We start from the raw sequence: 13,934 nt of genomic DNA on the forward strand, positions 1-13,934 counted from the left end.
GGGCTTAGCCCGGGCCAGGTGATGGGGATTGGCGCAGCAAAGCCAGAGCTGAGGGCTTTGACAATGGCTTGCGCAGAAAGTTATTTGGACTCAGCCTTCGCTTTTCTGGACGCTTTGCCTTCGAGGAGCTCCAGCAGCGCTTCCATTTGGGCCATCACACCCCGAACTTCGCCCGCTTCGGGGAGAAGGCCGTCTTCCATCACACCCTGGTGCATTTCACGCAGCTCCTGACGGATGTAGCGCAGGTGGCTCACGACCTGCTCGCGCTTCGATTGCGACATCGGCTACGGGGGAGTTCAACAACTCTCTTTTACCTCATGGTGGGTCAGGTGCGGCGTGATGGGGCGCGACTTATCGCACCGGCCGCGGCAAGGAGCGTGAAGGTGAGCAGGGCTGACGGTCGTGCCACGGTGCTGAGAACCACAAGGGTAAACAGGCCGATCAGTGGCAGACGACGCTGCAAAACCGCAGTGGAGAATAGGGGATTCGAACCCCTGACCTCTGCGGTGCGATCGCAGCGCTCTACCAACTGAGCTAATTCCCCGGTGAGCCAACGCTAGCCGGCACGGCCTGAGTCAAACTGCCGTTGATGTCGTCTAGGGACTGCTTGATGCTCACGCAGGAACGGCTCGACGCTTTTGATGAGGCATCGACGGCCGAGCTCGCCCGCCGGCTTGAGGAGGACGACTACCCCTCACCTTTCGACAGCCTTTCGGATTGGCACCTGCTTCGGGCACTGGCCATCCACAGGCCCGAACTGATCCTCCCGTACCACCACCTGGTGGACCAAGAACCTTTTGATGAAGACTGAGCAGGCGTCGCCACTGTGCGGGCGGCGTGTGCTGGTGGCCGTCAGCGGCAGCATTGCTGCTGTGAAGACGCCTTTGCTCGTCAGCGCGCTGATCAAGGCCGGTGCTGAGGTGCGCTGTCTTGTTACCGCCAGTGGCGCGGCCCTGGTGAGCCCCGTCGCCCTCGCCAGCCTCAGTCGCCATCGCTGCTACCTCGAGGCCGACCAGTGGGACCCCGCTGCATCGAAACCGCTGCACATCGAGTTGGCGGAGTGGGCGGAGTTAATCATCGTCGCGCCCTTGAGTGCCAGCAGCCTGGCGCGCTGGAGTCAGGGTTCTGCTGATGGGTTGCTCGCCAGCGTTCTGCTGGCAACGGAAGTTCCGGTCATCGCAGCTCCGGCGATGAACACGGCCATGTGGCGCCACCCCGCGGTGCAAGGCAACTGGCTGCGCATTCAATCCTTTCCTGCAGTGGTCCCGCTCGTGCCAGCGTCAGGCCTGTTGGCCTGTGATCGCGTTGGCGATGGGCGCATGGCCGATCCGCTCTTGATTGAGCTGGCAGCTGCGTCTGTGTTCAGCCGCGGTTCGGGCACTCCCGACGTGACCCTTGATTGGTCGGGGCTGTCCGTTCTTGTTTCAGCCGGACCGACCCAGGAGTCGATTGATCCGGCCCGTTTCCTGAGCAACCGCAGCAGCGGTCGCATGGGAGTGCTTTTGGCGCAGGCGGCACGCTTCCGTGGTGCCAGCGTGCATTTGGTGCATGGCCCGTTGGACCTCCCCGACGCCTGGCTTGAGGGCCTCAAATGCACTGCGGTGGAGAGTGCCGCCGAACTCGGTTCAGCTCTGCTCTTGGCTCAGCCCGGATCCGATGTGCTCGTGATGGCTGCTGCCGTTGCTGACCTTCGGCGGGATGGGCCTCTTCCAAGCAAGCTGACCAAGCTGGAGCTTCAGCAGGCTCTGACCTCCGGTTGGACTGAGGTGCCTGATCTGCTGTCAAACCTGACCCGCCAACGCCGTTCTGAACAGCTGGTGCTCGGCTTCACAGCGCTCACAGGCAGTGATGCCGATTTGCTGGAGCGGGCTGAAAGCAAGCGGCTGGCGAAGGGCTGCGATCTGATGATGGTGAATCCCGTGGACCGTGATGGTCAGGGTTTCGGAGACCAGCCGAATGGAGGCTGGTTGCTCGGAGATGGCTGGAGACGAGAGCTGCCTGTGACGGCAAAGCTCTCTCTGGCGCATCAATTGCTTGATGCTCTGATCGAGGCTCGGGATCAGGCCGCGGCGTCGATGGAGTCTTGACCGAGCAGGTCGATGAAGGTGCGCAACTGAAGCCGGGGGATGTAGGGCCAGCCGCCGTTTTTTTCCATTTTTTGCAGAAGTGTGAACAATTTCTGCCGGTTTTCAGGAAGGCTTTGACGAAACGGACCGTCCTGAACGTCCCGATGCAGGGCCTCAAGCTCACGCAGCAGGGTGAGCAGTGCTTCTGGATTCCCCCTCAACTCCTCTGCCAGCTCGCCCAGGGCGGCCAGTGCCGGAGCCATCCGTGCCTGGGTCGAATCGGGATCGTTGGATGTCACGTGCTTTCGACAAGTTGTTGAGAGCTGCAAAAGGCTAGCCCTGACGTCATTTTTCGCCCTGTAAGATCCAGATCTGACGGCATTCCGTCCCCATTAGCGTTCAGCCGATCGGCACTTTCCATGCGCATTCGTCCTCTGCTGGCCGTCGTGCTGGCGCTCTGCCTCGCGTTCTTCACTACGGCCTGCAGTGGCGACAGTGATGCAGTCCAGCGTGGTGGTTCCAACGTCACTTACGACGACATCCACAACACCGGCAAAGCCAACGATTGCCCCACGATCGGTGACTCGGCACGGGGTTCAATTCCTTTGGATGCCGGCGGCAGTTACGAGCTGCGTGAGATCTGCATGCACCCCGTGCAGGTTTACGCAAAGGAGGAGCCCAAAAACATTCGCCAGCAGGCGGAATTTGTTGAGGGCAAGATCCTCACCCGTTACACCTCCAGCCTCGATTCAGTCTTTGGTGATCTGAAGGTGACGGAATCCGGCCTCCAATTTCAGGAGAAAGGCGGCATCGACTTCCAGCCGATCACCGTTCTGGTGCCCGGTGGCGAGGAGTTCCCTTTCACGTTCTCCAGCAAGTCACTCAACGCCACTGCTGAGGGTTCGGCGTTGACCACCAGCACCGACTTTGAAGGCACCTACCGCACCCCCAGCTACCGCACCAGCAACTTCATCGATCCCAAGGGTCGTGCCCTGACCACTGGTGTTCAATACGCCCAAGGCCTCGTGGCCCTTGGTGGTGACGACGAGCAGCTCGAGAAGGACAACAACAAGCGCTACATCGATGGCGTTGGAACCATGAGCCTGTCCATCACCAAGGTCGATCCTGAAACCGGTGAATTCGCTGGTGTGTTCAGCGCCATCCAACCCTCCGACTCCGACATGGGTGGTCGTGAAGTGGTCGACATCAAGATCACCGGTGATCTCTACGGCCGCCTTGAAGAGGCCTGATCGGGGCTATCACAACTGGTTGCAAGGGGGGCTGAGCCCCCCTTTTTTTTGGCCCATTGCAATCTTCCGGCGATCTGGGAGAATCGCCCGATCTTTCCCTGAAGTCATGACCGCCAGAGCTTCTGCTCCCGCCCAGCGATCCGTTGTGATTGCTCCCTACGGCGGAACGCTGGTCGATCTGATGGTGGCCGAGGTGGATCGCGCCGCTGTGAAAGCCACCGCGACCAAAACGATCGAGTGTTCCGATCGCAACGCCTGTGATGTGGAGCTGCTCTGCGTTGGTGGCTTCTCGCCCCTGCGTGGCTTCATGCACCAGGAGGACTACGACGCTGTGGTCAGTGGTCATCGTCTGGCCGCGGGCCAGCTGTTCGGTCTGCCGATCGTGATGGACACCGATCGCGACGACGTGGTGGTGGGCGACAAGCTGCTCCTCACCTACAAGGGTCAGGATCTGGCCGTCTTTGAGGTGGAGGACAAGTGGGAACCCAACAAAGTGGCCGAAGCCAAGGGCTGCTACGGCACCACCTCCATCGAGCACCCTGCGGTGCGGATGATCACGATGGAGCGCAAGCGCTTTTACATGGGTGGAAGCCTCCAGGGCCTTGCACTTCCCGAGCGGGTCTTCCCCTGCAAGACCCCGGCTGAGGTGCGTGCAGGCCTTCCCGAAGGCGAGGACGTGGTGGCATTCCAGTGCCGTAACCCCATTCACCGCGCGCACTACGAGCTATTCACCCGTGCTCTGCATGCACAGAACGTGAGTGACAACGCCGTGGTGCTCGTGCATCCCACCTGTGGCCCCACCCAGCAGGACGACATCCCTGGTGCTGTTCGCTTCCAGACCTACGAGCGTTTGGCGACCGAAGTGAACAACGACAGCATTCGCTGGGCCTACCTGCCCTACGCCATGCATATGGCAGGTCCGCGTGAAGCGCTGCAGCACATGATCATCCGCCGCAACTACGGATGCACTCACTTCATCATTGGCCGCGATATGGCCGGTTGCAAATCGTCTCTCACCGGTGACGACTTCTACGGCCCCTACGACGCGCAGAACTTCGCTAAGGAGTGCGCCCCCGAACTAACGATGGAAACGGTTCCTTCCCTGAACCTCGTCTACACCCAGGAAGAGGGCTACGTGACGGCGGAGCATGCCGAAGCCCGTGGTCTGCACGTGAAGAAGCTCAGCGGCACCCAGTTCCGCAAGATGCTTCGCGGTGGTGAGGAGATTCCCGAGTGGTTCGCCTTCAAGAGCGTGGTTGAGGTGCTCCGCGCCGCCTGAAGACTGAGAACCGGTTTAACATTCCTTCATCTACGAGGCGACCTGTGAACAAGCGTTGGCGAAATATCGGTCTCGGAGCCCTTCTGGTTCTGTCGATCGTTGTGATTGCACCAGCGTTCTTTGGTGGCGGTGGTGGCAGCCAGCCCCAGGTGAACACCATCCGCTACAGCGAGTTCGTTGAGGCGGTGAAGGACGACCAAATCAGCCGTGTGCTGATTTCTCCCGATCAGGGCACCGCTCAGGTGGTTGAAAACGACGGCCGTCGTGCTCAGGTCAACCTGGCCCCTGATCGTGAGCTGCTCGGTTTGCTGACCGAACACAGCGTGGACATCGCTGTGCAGCCCTCCCGTCAGACCCCCGGCTGGCAGCAGGCTGCTGGAAGTCTGATCTTCCCTCTGCTTCTGCTTGGTGGTCTGTTCTTCCTCTTCCGGCGCGCCCAGGGTGGTGGTGGTGGCAATCCAGCCATGCAGTTCGGCAAGAGCAAGGCGCGGGTTCAGATGGAGCCCTCCACCCAAGTGACCTTTACCGATGTGGCCGGCATTGAAGGCGCGAAGCTTGAGCTGACTGAGGTTGTCGACTTCCTAAAGAACCCTGATCGCTTCACGGCGGTCGGCGCCAAGATCCCCAAGGGTGTTCTGCTTGTGGGACCTCCCGGTACCGGTAAGACCCTGCTCGCTAAAGCCGTGGCGGGCGAAGCAGGTGTTCCCTTCTTCTCGATCTCCGGTTCTGAATTCGTTGAGATGTTCGTCGGCGTTGGCGCAAGCCGCGTTCGTGACCTTTTCGAGCAAGCCAAGAAAAACGCTCCCTGCATCGTCTTCATCGACGAGATTGACGCCGTTGGTCGACAGCGGGGCGCAGGTCTCGGCGGTGGTAACGACGAGCGAGAGCAAACGCTGAACCAGCTCCTGACGGAGATGGATGGTTTCGAGGGCAACACCGGCATCATCATCGTGGCGGCCACCAACCGCCCGGACGTGCTCGATGCTGCTCTGATGCGCCCCGGTCGTTTCGATCGTCAGGTAACCGTGGATCGCCCTGACTATTCCGGACGTCTACAGATCCTTGGCGTCCATGCCCGCGGCAAGACCCTTGCCAAGGACGTTGATCTCGACAAGGTTGCCCGCCGGACACCCGGCTATACCGGCGCTGATCTGGCCAACCTTCTCAACGAAGCCGCCATCCTTGCGGCCCGTCGCGAACTCACCGAAGTGAGCAACGACGAAATCAGCGATGCCATTGAACGGGTGATGGCGGGTCCTGAGAAGAAGGACCGCGTGATGAGTGAGCGTCGTGCTCGCCTTGTTGCCTATCACGAGGCTGGCCATGCCCTTGTGGGTGCCCTGATGCCTGACTACGACCCAGTTCAGAAGATCTCCATCATTCCCCGCGGTAATGCCGGCGGTCTGACCTTCTTCACCCCCAGTGAGGAGCGGATGGAATCCGGCCTGTATTCACGGGCTTATCTCCAGAACCAGATGGCCGTGGCCCTTGGAGGCCGGGTTGCTGAAGAGATTGTTTACGGCGAAGATGAGGTCACCACGGGTGCCTCCAACGACCTCCAGCAGGTTGCTTCAACCGCGCGTCAGATGATCACCCGATTCGGTATGAGCGACGAGCTGGGGCCCGTTGCCCTTGGTCGTGCGCAAGGCGGCATGTTCCTTGGACGCGACATTGCTGCAGAGCGTGATTTCTCTGAGGAAACCGCCGCGATGATCGACAAAGAGGTTTCCGAGCTGGTGGATGTGGCCTACAAGCGGGCCACCAAGGTTCTCGTCGATAACCGAGCCGTTCTGGATGAATTGGCTGAGATGCTCGTTGAGCAGGAGACTGTTGATGCTGAAGAGCTTCAGGAGCTGCTGATCAAACGTGACGTCCGGGTCGCCGAATACGTCTGATTTCGATTCGTCTTCCAACCCTTGGCTGGTGCGGCAGGAGCTCTTGGTGGCATCCCTGCAGCATCAGCCTCTTTTATTGGTGATTCGTCCTGAGCCAGGCGACCTCGTGGCTTCAGATTCAGGCTCGGGTTTGTTGGAACAGGTGCAGCAGCTTCATGCTGCAGGACTTCGGCATCTCGAGGTGGCATGGCTGGACCAGCCAGGCTGGATGGGGTTCATGCAACGGGTGCAGGACCATTGCCCTGGACTGAATCTGGGGGCGGCCTCGGTGACGGTCTCCAAGGCGCTTAACGATCTTTCGCGGCTGGATCTCAGCTATGCCATGGCACCGTGCTGGTGTCCGGAGCTTGTGGAGCATGCCAGAGAGCTTGGTGTTTTGTTGGTGCCTGGAGTTTTCAGCCCCACGGAGGTGCATCAAGCCATTCAGTTCGGCTGTCGAGTCGTCAAGTTGTTTCCCGCCGTCAACCTTGGGCCTGGGTATTGGGGCCGCTTGCGGGCACCCCTCGGCCCCTTGCCCTTTGTGATTGCTGCTGGTGGTCTTGAGGTGAGCGATTTGCCCGCATGGCTGGAGGCTGGGCATGGAGCCGTTGCCCTGGGCCGCAGGGTGGTGGGATCGCCGCCTGCCTTTCAGGCACTTCTGGACTGGTTGCGCCAATCGACAACCCAGCGCTGATGCCAACCACTGGTCGACATGCGTCCAGGATGCTACAGATGAGATAGCTATCCAACTGCGTCATGTCGCAGCTCACGATCAAGCTCAGCGACAAGGCCGATGCCCTGATCGCTCAGCTTCAGAAGGAGATCTTCAATCGCCGGCGCAAGAAGGTTTCGGCTGCAGGTGTTGTGGAGACCCTGGTGGAAAGCGGCGCGAAATCGCAGTCCGACAAGCGTTTCGCGACGTCCTGGACGAATCTGATCAAGGACATCGAGAAGGCGGCCAAGCTGTCCTATGCCCATGGCAGCAAGCCATCCACCCTCAGTGATGAAGAGTGGGCCTTGGTGTTGAGTCACCGCAGCCGTGGCACCACCGGCCGTGCACGCCGGACCGTGAAGAAAACGATGGCCGCCAAGAAACCAGCCTCAGCCAAGCCTCAGGCCAGCAAAAAGCCCGCCCGCCGCACCCGAACCCGTAGCGCGGCAAAAACGAAAGCGGCCGCCGCGGCGGCGAGCTCCAACGTCAGCTCAGCGGTGGGTTCCGTTTGATTTGAACGAATGGTGGTGCTCACCAAAGGCTGCATTGCCCCTGTTGCCTCAGCAGGTGATCAGCCAGAACGAGTGCCACCATCGCCTCCACCATCGGTACAGCCCGTGGCAGAACGCAGGGGTCATGCCGTCCTTTCCCTGCGAGTGTGGTGGCCTTGCCATCGGAATCGATGGTCTGCTGCTCTTTGCGGATCGTGGCCGTTGGCTTGAAGGCTACCCGGATCACAATCGGCTCACCATTGCTGATGCCCCCCTGGATGCCGCCGGAGTTGTTGGTGGCGGTCTTCAGCCGACCGTCGTCGCTCGGCAGAAAAGCATCGTTGTGCTCGCTGCCTTTCAACAGCGTTCCATCGAAACCGGATCCAATTTCAAAACCCTTGGTGGCCGGTAACGACATCACAGCTTTGGCGAGGTCGGCTTCGAGTTTGTCGAACACCGGCATGCCTAAACCAACGGCGGGATGGCGCACCACGCATTCGATCACCCCGCCGCAGGAATCACCTTCGCGGCCGATGGCTTCGATGCGCTCAACCATCCGCTCGGCTACTGCCGATTCGGGACATCGCACGATGTTGGCTTCTACATCACTGAGCTGAACCCGTTGCGGGTCGATGCCGGAGGCTTCGATGTTGTGGATCCGCTTCACCCAGGCCAGGATTTCAGTTCCTGCCGCTTGTTTCAGCAGCTGCTTGGCGATTGCACCTGCAGCGACACGGCCGATGGTTTCCCGCGCCGATGCACGGCCCCCACCGCTGCGGGCCTGGATTCCATATTTCGCCTGGTATGTGGCATCGGCATGGGATGGGCGGAAGGCGACCGCCATGTCCTTGTAATCCCCCGGCCGTTGGTCCTTGTTCCGCACGACCATGGCGATTGGGGTGCCAAGCGTGGTCTCGCCATCCAGCAGGCCACTGAGAACTTGCACCTGGTCCGCTTCCTTGCGCGGTGTGGTGATGTGACTCTGGCCTGGCTTGCGTCGATCCAGTTCGGCCTGAATCGATTCGACGCTGAGGTTGAGCCGTGGTGGACAGCCCTCAACAATCACACCCACCCCTCCCCCGTGGGATTCACCGAAGGTGCTGATCCGGAAGAGGTCGCCGAAGCTGCTGCCCATGGCCATTGATCGATGCGGAGAGGCTACGAAGCCATCGGTTCAGATCAACTCCGGATGGGGCAATTTTGGGCGTTCTGTCGTAGGTTGCTGCCGGGCCATCTCGAAATCGCAGAAGTCAAACCCCGGCCCCACACAACAGCTCACCAGGGAGTAGTCACCCAGACTCCTCGCCGCCTGCCAGGCGTTGGCAGGAACAACCTGCACGGGGTTCGATGGCTGCAACGCATCACGTTGCAGCCCTGTGCCATCGGCCTGGCACTGCAAGAGCTCCAGGGTTGCCCCATCAACGTGCGTCCAGACTTCGTCCGCACCGATCACCCGATGCCAGCAACTCACAGCACCGGCGGGCAGCAAAAATAAAATGGCCGTCAAGGCAGATCGCTCGGCACCGTCCTGTCGCTGCACTCGGTCTGAACTGCGATGCAACTCGCGGTACCAGCCCCCCTCCGGATGGGGCATCAGGCCGAGCTGCTGGATCAGGGCTTCCGTCTGATTCATTGCAGTCCTGCACGCCCGCGCATGTCCTGCACGTGCTGCCAGATCTGAGCCACCCAGAGGAAGATCCAGCTCATCCCAAACAGCCAAAACGGTTGGTCTTTGCGAAACACGTCGAACAGCAACACCACCCTTGGCTGGCTGGAGCGATTGATGGCGGAGTGCATGAAGGTGTCGTCCCAGAGAAATCCTTCACCCTCCTGCAGGTGATAGCTCTGGCCATCAATCGTCAGTTCGCAGGAACTGCGGCCGTCGCCAAAATCCTCCACAAATAACGGCAGGTGATATCTCCATACCCCTTTGAAGGGGCCTTTGTGAGGCCTTAGAACCTTCCCGGGGGGGAACAGACTCACGGCAGCCGAAACAACGTCAGGGTGATGCTGGAGGAAGCTCCGCAGTGAGGGGATCAGCGCTTGGTTGGCGGGGTAGTTGTAGCCATATCCCCGTAAGGGCAGCATCCCCCAGATCTTGCGGTCGAATTCATACAGCGTGCGCTGTTGCTGCATGATGTCGTGGTTGGCGGGCAAGCGCCCCGAGAGGGCCACTTCCAGCGTCTCCTGACGGATCTGCTGATAACACTCCAGCAGCTGCCGATGGGCTGGGAAGCCGACGTCCGCCGGAACTACTGCAGGGTTGTGCAGCGATTGCTCGTAGCACCAGCGTGCGATTTCGCGCCAGAAGCGGTAGTGCCATGGTCCCCAGCGGATCACGCGTTGGATGGTGGTGAGTTGTTTTCGCTTTGCCTTTGAGCTGCTCACGCTGTGCCGGCTCTCTCGATCGAGGAGCTTTGCATGCTGATCTCGATACGGAGGGGTTAGGCGGATCTGTGTGGCGGTGATTGGATTAGTCGTTCCAGGCAGTGTTGGCGTTATCTGATCGCGGTTGATCGGCCTCAACAAAGTGCATGCACAACAAAAAGCCCCCTCCGAGGAGGGGGCTTTCCGATTCAGTTGATCTGAATCGTTTGTTGATTCCAGATCAACCGATGGCAGGAGCCTGCAGAGCCACAGGAGTGGACTCAGCAGCAGCCAGGTCGAGGGGGAAGTTGTGAGCGTTGCGCTCGTGCATCACTTCCATGCCGAGGCCGGCACGGTTCAGCACATCAGCCCAGGTGTTCAGGACGCGGCCCTGACCATCAAGGATGGACTGGTTGAAGTTGAAGCCGTTCAGGTTGAAGGCCATGGTTGACACGCCGAGGGCGGTGAACCAGATGCCGACAACAGGCCAGGCAGCCAGGAAGAAGTGAAGGCTACGGCTGTTGTTGAAGGAGGCGTATTGGAAGATCAGGCGACCGAAGTAACCGTGGGCAGCCACGATGTTGTAGGTCTCTTCCTCTTGGCCAAACTTGTAGCCGTAGTTCTGAGACTCGCTCTCGGTGGTTTCACGCACCAGGGAGGAAGTCACCAGGGAGCCGTGCATGGCGGAGAACAAGCTGCCGCCGAAAACACCTGCGACGCCCAGCATGTGGAAGGGGTGCATCAGGATGTTGTGCTCGGCCTGGAACACCAACATGTAGTTGAAGGTGCCAGAGATGCCCAGGGGCATTGCGTCAGAGAAAGAACCCTGACCGAAGGGGTAAACCAGGAAGACAGCGGAGGCTGCAGCGACAGGTGCGCTGTAGGCAACGCAGATCCAGGGGCGCATGCCCAGGCGGTAGGAGAGTTCCCACTCACGACCCATGTAGGCGTAGATGCCGATGAGGAAGTGGAAAACAACCAGCTGGAAGGGGCCGCCGTTGTACAGCCACTCATCGAGGGAAGCAGCTTCCCAGATGGGGTAGAAGTGCAGGCCGATGGCGTTGCTGGAAGGAACAACAGCACCAGAGATGATGTTGTTGCCGTAGATCAGGGAGCCAGCGACGGGCTCACGGATGCCATCGATGTCGACCGGAGGAGCGGCGACGAAAGCGATGACGAAGCAGATGGTGGCAGCCAGCAGTGTGGGGATCATCAGCACACCGAACCAACCGACATACAGACGGTTGTTGGTGGAGGTGACCCACTCACAGAAGGCCTGCCAGCTGGAAGCGCCGGAGCGCTGCTGGAGGGTGGTGGTCATGAGAACGGAAAGAAATGTCCCCGAAGGAACGGTTTAAGGAAGGGCAGGAGAGCCCTGCCTGGTGGGGAGTGTAAAGGAAGTTTGCGCTGTGTGTCGCTGACTTGATGAAGCTGTTGTTAAGAAGCCTTCATCCCTTTTGGCGGCAGCGCTTGTTAGCGTCCCGAAACCCCCATGGCAGCTGACGTGGCACCACAAGAAGAACGGGTGTTGCTGGTGCGGCTGCCCTGCAATCCGATCTTTCCGATCGGACCCATTTATCTCGCCGACCATCTCCACAAGTGTTTTCCGGAGATGCCCCAGCGCATCCTTGACCTGGCGGCACTGCCGGTGCTGGATGTCCACCGCGTGCTGGACGCCACCGTTGATCAGTTCCAGCCGACGCTGCTGGTTTTTTCCTGGAGAGACATTCAGATCTATGCGCCGGTCGATGGCCGTGGCGGCAACCCCCTACAGAACTCGTTTGAGGTGTTCTATGCCCGAAATCCACTGAAACGTCTGCATGGCGCCTTGGGTGGGCTTCAGTTGATGAGCAGCCATTACGGCGAGCTGCACAGAAACCAGCGTCTGGTGCGTCAGGGCTTGAAACGTGCGCGACGCCACCAGCCTGCGGCCAGAGCAGTTCTCGGCGGTGGAGCCGTCAGTGTGTTCTATGAGCAACTCGGCAAGTCGCTCCCCAAGGGAACAGTTGTGTCCATCGGTGAGGGGGAGCCGCTGCTGGAGAAGTTGATCCAGGGTCACTCCCTTGAGGGTGAACGTTGCTTCGTGGTTGGGGAGAAGCCACGTTCAGGCCTGATCCATGAGCAGCCGGAAAGTAGGCCCAAAACCGCTTGTAATTACGACTACATCGCCTCGATCTGGCCCCAGCTGGATTGGTACCTGGAAGGTGGTGATTTCTACGTGGGAGTTCAGACCAAGCGCGGTTGCCCTCACAACTGTTGTTACTGCGTCTACACGGTGGTGGAAGGCAAGCAGGTGCGTCTCAACCCTGTCGATGAGGTGGTGAAAGAGATGCGCCAGCTTTATGACCGCGGGGTGCGTGGTTTCTGGTTCACCGATGCTCAGTTCATTCCTGCGCGGCGCTACATCGAAGACGCCAAGGAACTGCTGCGGGCGATCAAATCTGAAGGGCTGACCGGCATTCGTTGGGCCGCCTACATCCGCGCCGACAATCTGGACCCCGAATTGGCTCAGCTCATGGTTGAAACGGGCATGAGTTATTTCGAGATCGGCATTACGTCCGGTTCTCAGGAGCTCGTCCGCAAGATGCGCATGGGGTACAACCTGCGCACCGTTCTGGAGAGTTGTCGGATGCTCGCGGATGCGGGCTTCCGAGATCACGTGTCGGTGAATTACTCCTTCAATGTGATCGACGAGCGGCCGGAAACGATCCGTCAGACCGTGGCTTATCACCGTGAGCTGGAAGCCATTTTCGGTGCTGATCTCGTGGAGCCAGCGATCTTCTTCATCGGTTTGCAGCCCCATACCCACTTGGAGCAATACGGTTTTGATCAGGGTTTGATCAAGCCTGGTTACAACCCAATGAGCATGATGCCGTGGACGGCGCGAAAACTTCTCTGGAACCCCGAGCCGATGGGGAGCACCTTTGGCCGGGTGTGTCTTGAGGCTTTTGATCGCAATCCTGCAGATTTCGGTCGCACAGTGATGTCACTCCTCGAAAGGGATTACGGTGTGGCTTCGCTTCAAGAAGCGTTGCGAGCCCCTGTGGCAGGCCGTGCTGCCTTGGCAACTGCTGTGCGCTGAATCAGCAGCAGGATCAGCAAACTGATCAGTCCGACAGCTCCCCCAAGTGGGTTTGGGGCGCTTCCTCCTGGGCCCACCAACCACGACGGCGCATTGGTTGACAGCTGAAGCAAGCCGCTCTGCAGTAAAAACCATCCAGCGACAAGTCCGCCATGTAGGCCGATGCAGCCCCAAAGTGATCCGTGGTTAGTTTGACGCTGTCTGGCCAGCACCAATCCCAGAAGAAACAGGCCGATCAGCAGGGCGCTCATGGCACCCAGTCCCAGGTTGAAGCGTGTGTGAACGAGGCTGAAGATGCTGGCCTGAGCCAAGGCTGCACGACGCGAGCCCGTCAATTGGTTGAGTTCCGTCCAGAGCCAGCCGCGGAAAATCAATTCCTCTGCAAAGCCAACGCCGAGGCATAGCAACACAGCATTCGTAAGCTGAGTTGCACTCACTTCGCCTCGCCAATTCCCCCATCCTCCGATCAAAACGATGCTCGTGATCAGCGTCAGCAACCCTGCGGCAAGGAGAAGACCTTTGAGAAGAGCTGCTGCAGGCGCGGGTTGTACTTGCCGGTTTGATCGGCAGACGCCCAGGGCCGCCCAAGGTTGTTCAGCCGACCAACGCGTGGCGACCCATCGAGGCATCAGCGCGATGAACAGCACAAAGCTCAGCACCGTTCCCGTGAGGGAGACCCGTTCTGCAGGCAGGCCAAGCAGGGTCAGCGGGACTGCAGCGAGCCAGCCCAGTGCGTAAAGCAGGGGTATGAAGAGAACCGTGGGCAGCCAGAACGGATGAAGCAGGAGGAACCTGTTCAGCGGTTGCAGCATC

Annotated in this window: 16 protein-coding genes and 1 tRNA gene; 8 read left to right on the top strand and 9 right to left on the bottom strand. The window is 59.8% G+C overall.

The window, feature by feature from the left end; all coding sequences use genetic code 11:
• Window positions 1-80 precede the first annotated feature (80 nt).
• The 3 genes from SYNCC9605_RS01470 to SYNCC9605_RS01475 form a co-directional block, all read right to left on the bottom strand.
• Window positions 81-281: a hypothetical protein gene (locus tag SYNCC9605_RS01470; protein WP_011363323.1), complete on the bottom strand. Its 201-nt coding sequence runs from the start codon at window positions 279-281 to the stop codon at window positions 81-83.
• 44 nt (window positions 282-325) lie between these two features.
• The gene (locus tag SYNCC9605_RS14990; protein WP_198002463.1) at window positions 326-463 is read right to left on the bottom strand and encodes a hypothetical protein; all 138 of its coding nucleotides are present in this window, start codon (window positions 461-463) and stop codon (window positions 326-328) included.
• 8 nt (window positions 464-471) lie between these two features.
• A tRNA-Ala gene (locus SYNCC9605_RS01475) sits at window positions 472-544 on the bottom strand.
• A 66-nt stretch (window positions 545-610) separates the two neighbouring features.
• Here SYNCC9605_RS01475 and SYNCC9605_RS01480 point away from each other — a divergent pair.
• Together SYNCC9605_RS01480 and coaBC are read left to right on the top strand one after the other, a co-directional pair.
• Complete coding sequence (locus SYNCC9605_RS01480; RefSeq protein ID WP_011363324.1) at window positions 611-811, top strand: protein IsiD; 201 nt, start codon at window positions 611-613, stop codon at window positions 809-811.
• Window positions 801-2,087, top strand: coding sequence for a bifunctional phosphopantothenoylcysteine decarboxylase/phosphopantothenate--cysteine ligase CoaBC (gene coaBC, locus SYNCC9605_RS01485; protein ID WP_011363325.1), 1,287 nt, complete (start codon window positions 801-803; stop codon window positions 2,085-2,087). Before SYNCC9605_RS01480 ends, coaBC begins: the two co-directional genes overlap by 11 nt.
• Here coaBC and SYNCC9605_RS01490 read toward each other — a convergent pair.
• Window positions 2,060-2,365: a hypothetical protein gene (locus SYNCC9605_RS01490; RefSeq protein ID WP_041434341.1), complete on the bottom strand. Its 306-nt coding sequence runs from the start codon at window positions 2,363-2,365 to the stop codon at window positions 2,060-2,062. The genes coaBC and SYNCC9605_RS01490 overlap by 28 nt on opposite strands.
• Before the next feature lie 120 nt (window positions 2,366-2,485).
• Between SYNCC9605_RS01490 and SYNCC9605_RS01495 the strand changes: the two genes are divergently transcribed.
• From SYNCC9605_RS01495 to SYNCC9605_RS01515, 5 genes are all read left to right on the top strand, one after another.
• Window positions 2,486-3,316 (top strand): photosystem II manganese-stabilizing polypeptide, encoded by an 831-nt coding sequence (locus tag SYNCC9605_RS01495; RefSeq protein ID WP_011363327.1) that lies wholly within the window; start codon window positions 2,486-2,488, stop codon window positions 3,314-3,316.
• 106 nt (window positions 3,317-3,422) lie between these two features.
• On the top strand, window positions 3,423-4,595 hold the full coding sequence (sat, locus tag SYNCC9605_RS01500; RefSeq protein WP_011363328.1) for a sulfate adenylyltransferase: 1,173 nt from the start codon (window positions 3,423-3,425) through the stop codon (window positions 4,593-4,595).
• Window positions 4,596-4,639: 44 nt separating this feature from the next.
• Entirely contained in the window at window positions 4,640-6,490 is a 1,851-nt protein-coding gene (gene ftsH, locus SYNCC9605_RS01505; RefSeq protein WP_011363329.1) for an ATP-dependent zinc metalloprotease FtsH, read from the top strand.
• A 28-nt stretch (window positions 6,491-6,518) separates the two neighbouring features.
• Window positions 6,519-7,163 (top strand): bifunctional 4-hydroxy-2-oxoglutarate aldolase/2-dehydro-3-deoxy-phosphogluconate aldolase, encoded by a 645-nt coding sequence (locus SYNCC9605_RS01510; RefSeq protein ID WP_257929884.1) that lies wholly within the window; start codon window positions 6,519-6,521, stop codon window positions 7,161-7,163.
• Window positions 7,164-7,225: 62 nt separating this feature from the next.
• Complete coding sequence (locus SYNCC9605_RS01515) at window positions 7,226-7,693, top strand: hypothetical protein (protein WP_011363331.1); 468 nt, start codon at window positions 7,226-7,228, stop codon at window positions 7,691-7,693.
• Between the two features lie 19 nt (window positions 7,694-7,712).
• Here the strand turns inward: SYNCC9605_RS01515 and aroC are convergent, their stop codons facing one another.
• From aroC to psbA, 4 genes are all read right to left on the bottom strand, one after another.
• Entirely contained in the window at window positions 7,713-8,807 is a 1,095-nt protein-coding gene (gene aroC, locus SYNCC9605_RS01520; protein WP_041435385.1) for a chorismate synthase, read from the bottom strand.
• Between the two features lie 39 nt (window positions 8,808-8,846).
• On the bottom strand, window positions 8,847-9,305 hold the full coding sequence (locus SYNCC9605_RS01525) for a cupin domain-containing protein (protein WP_011363333.1): 459 nt from the start codon (window positions 9,303-9,305) through the stop codon (window positions 8,847-8,849).
• Window positions 9,302-10,060 carry an aspartyl/asparaginyl beta-hydroxylase domain-containing protein gene (locus SYNCC9605_RS01530; RefSeq protein WP_011363334.1) on the bottom strand — a complete coding sequence of 253 codons (759 nt, stop codon included), beginning with the start codon at window positions 10,058-10,060 and terminating at the stop codon, window positions 9,302-9,304. The genes SYNCC9605_RS01525 and SYNCC9605_RS01530 overlap by 4 nt, the downstream gene beginning before the upstream one ends.
• A 220-nt stretch (window positions 10,061-10,280) precedes the next feature.
• Entirely contained in the window at window positions 10,281-11,360 is a 1,080-nt protein-coding gene (psbA, locus tag SYNCC9605_RS01535) for a photosystem II q(b) protein (protein WP_006850357.1), read from the bottom strand.
• A gap of 171 nt (window positions 11,361-11,531) precedes the next feature.
• Here psbA and SYNCC9605_RS01540 point away from each other — a divergent pair, with 171 nt between their 5' ends.
• The gene (locus tag SYNCC9605_RS01540) at window positions 11,532-13,121 is read left to right on the top strand and encodes a photosystem II high light acclimation radical SAM protein (protein ID WP_011363335.1); all 1,590 of its coding nucleotides are present in this window, start codon (window positions 11,532-11,534) and stop codon (window positions 13,119-13,121) included.
• Here SYNCC9605_RS01540 and SYNCC9605_RS01545 read toward each other — a convergent pair.
• On the bottom strand, window positions 13,061-13,933 hold the full coding sequence (locus SYNCC9605_RS01545; RefSeq protein ID WP_011363336.1) for a CPBP family intramembrane glutamic endopeptidase: 873 nt from the start codon (window positions 13,931-13,933) through the stop codon (window positions 13,061-13,063). The genes SYNCC9605_RS01540 and SYNCC9605_RS01545 overlap by 61 nt on opposite strands.
• Window position 13,934 lies beyond the last annotated feature (1 nt).

The organism is Synechococcus sp. CC9605 (assembly GCF_000012625.1).
Lineage (GTDB): Bacteria > Cyanobacteriota > Cyanobacteriia > PCC-6307 > Cyanobiaceae > Parasynechococcus.

Coding starts and splice junctions, on each gene's coding strand:
- SYNCC9605_RS01470 (WP_011363323.1), bottom strand. CDS start 281: ATGTCGCAATCGAAGCGCGAGCAGGTCGTGAGCCACCTGCGCTACATC.
- aroC (WP_041435385.1), bottom strand. CDS start 8,807: ATGGGCAGCAGCTTCGGCGACCTCTTCCGGATCAGCACCTTCGGTGAA.
- SYNCC9605_RS01495 (WP_011363327.1), top strand. CDS start 2,486: ATGCGCATTCGTCCTCTGCTGGCCGTCGTGCTGGCGCTCTGCCTCGCG.
- SYNCC9605_RS01525 (WP_011363333.1), bottom strand. CDS start 9,305: ATGAATCAGACGGAAGCCCTGATCCAGCAGCTCGGCCTGATGCCCCAT.
- SYNCC9605_RS01545 (WP_011363336.1), bottom strand. CDS start 13,933: ATGCTGCAACCGCTGAACAGGTTCCTCCTGCTTCATCCGTTCTGGCTG.
- sat (WP_011363328.1), top strand. CDS start 3,423: ATGACCGCCAGAGCTTCTGCTCCCGCCCAGCGATCCGTTGTGATTGCT.
- coaBC (WP_011363325.1), top strand. CDS start 801: ATGAAGACTGAGCAGGCGTCGCCACTGTGCGGGCGGCGTGTGCTGGTG.
- SYNCC9605_RS01480 (WP_011363324.1), top strand. CDS start 611: ATGCTCACGCAGGAACGGCTCGACGCTTTTGATGAGGCATCGACGGCC.
- SYNCC9605_RS01540 (WP_011363335.1), top strand. CDS start 11,532: ATGGCAGCTGACGTGGCACCACAAGAAGAACGGGTGTTGCTGGTGCGG.
- psbA (WP_006850357.1), bottom strand. CDS start 11,360: ATGACCACCACCCTCCAGCAGCGCTCCGGCGCTTCCAGCTGGCAGGCC.
- SYNCC9605_RS01515 (WP_011363331.1), top strand. CDS start 7,226: ATGTCGCAGCTCACGATCAAGCTCAGCGACAAGGCCGATGCCCTGATC.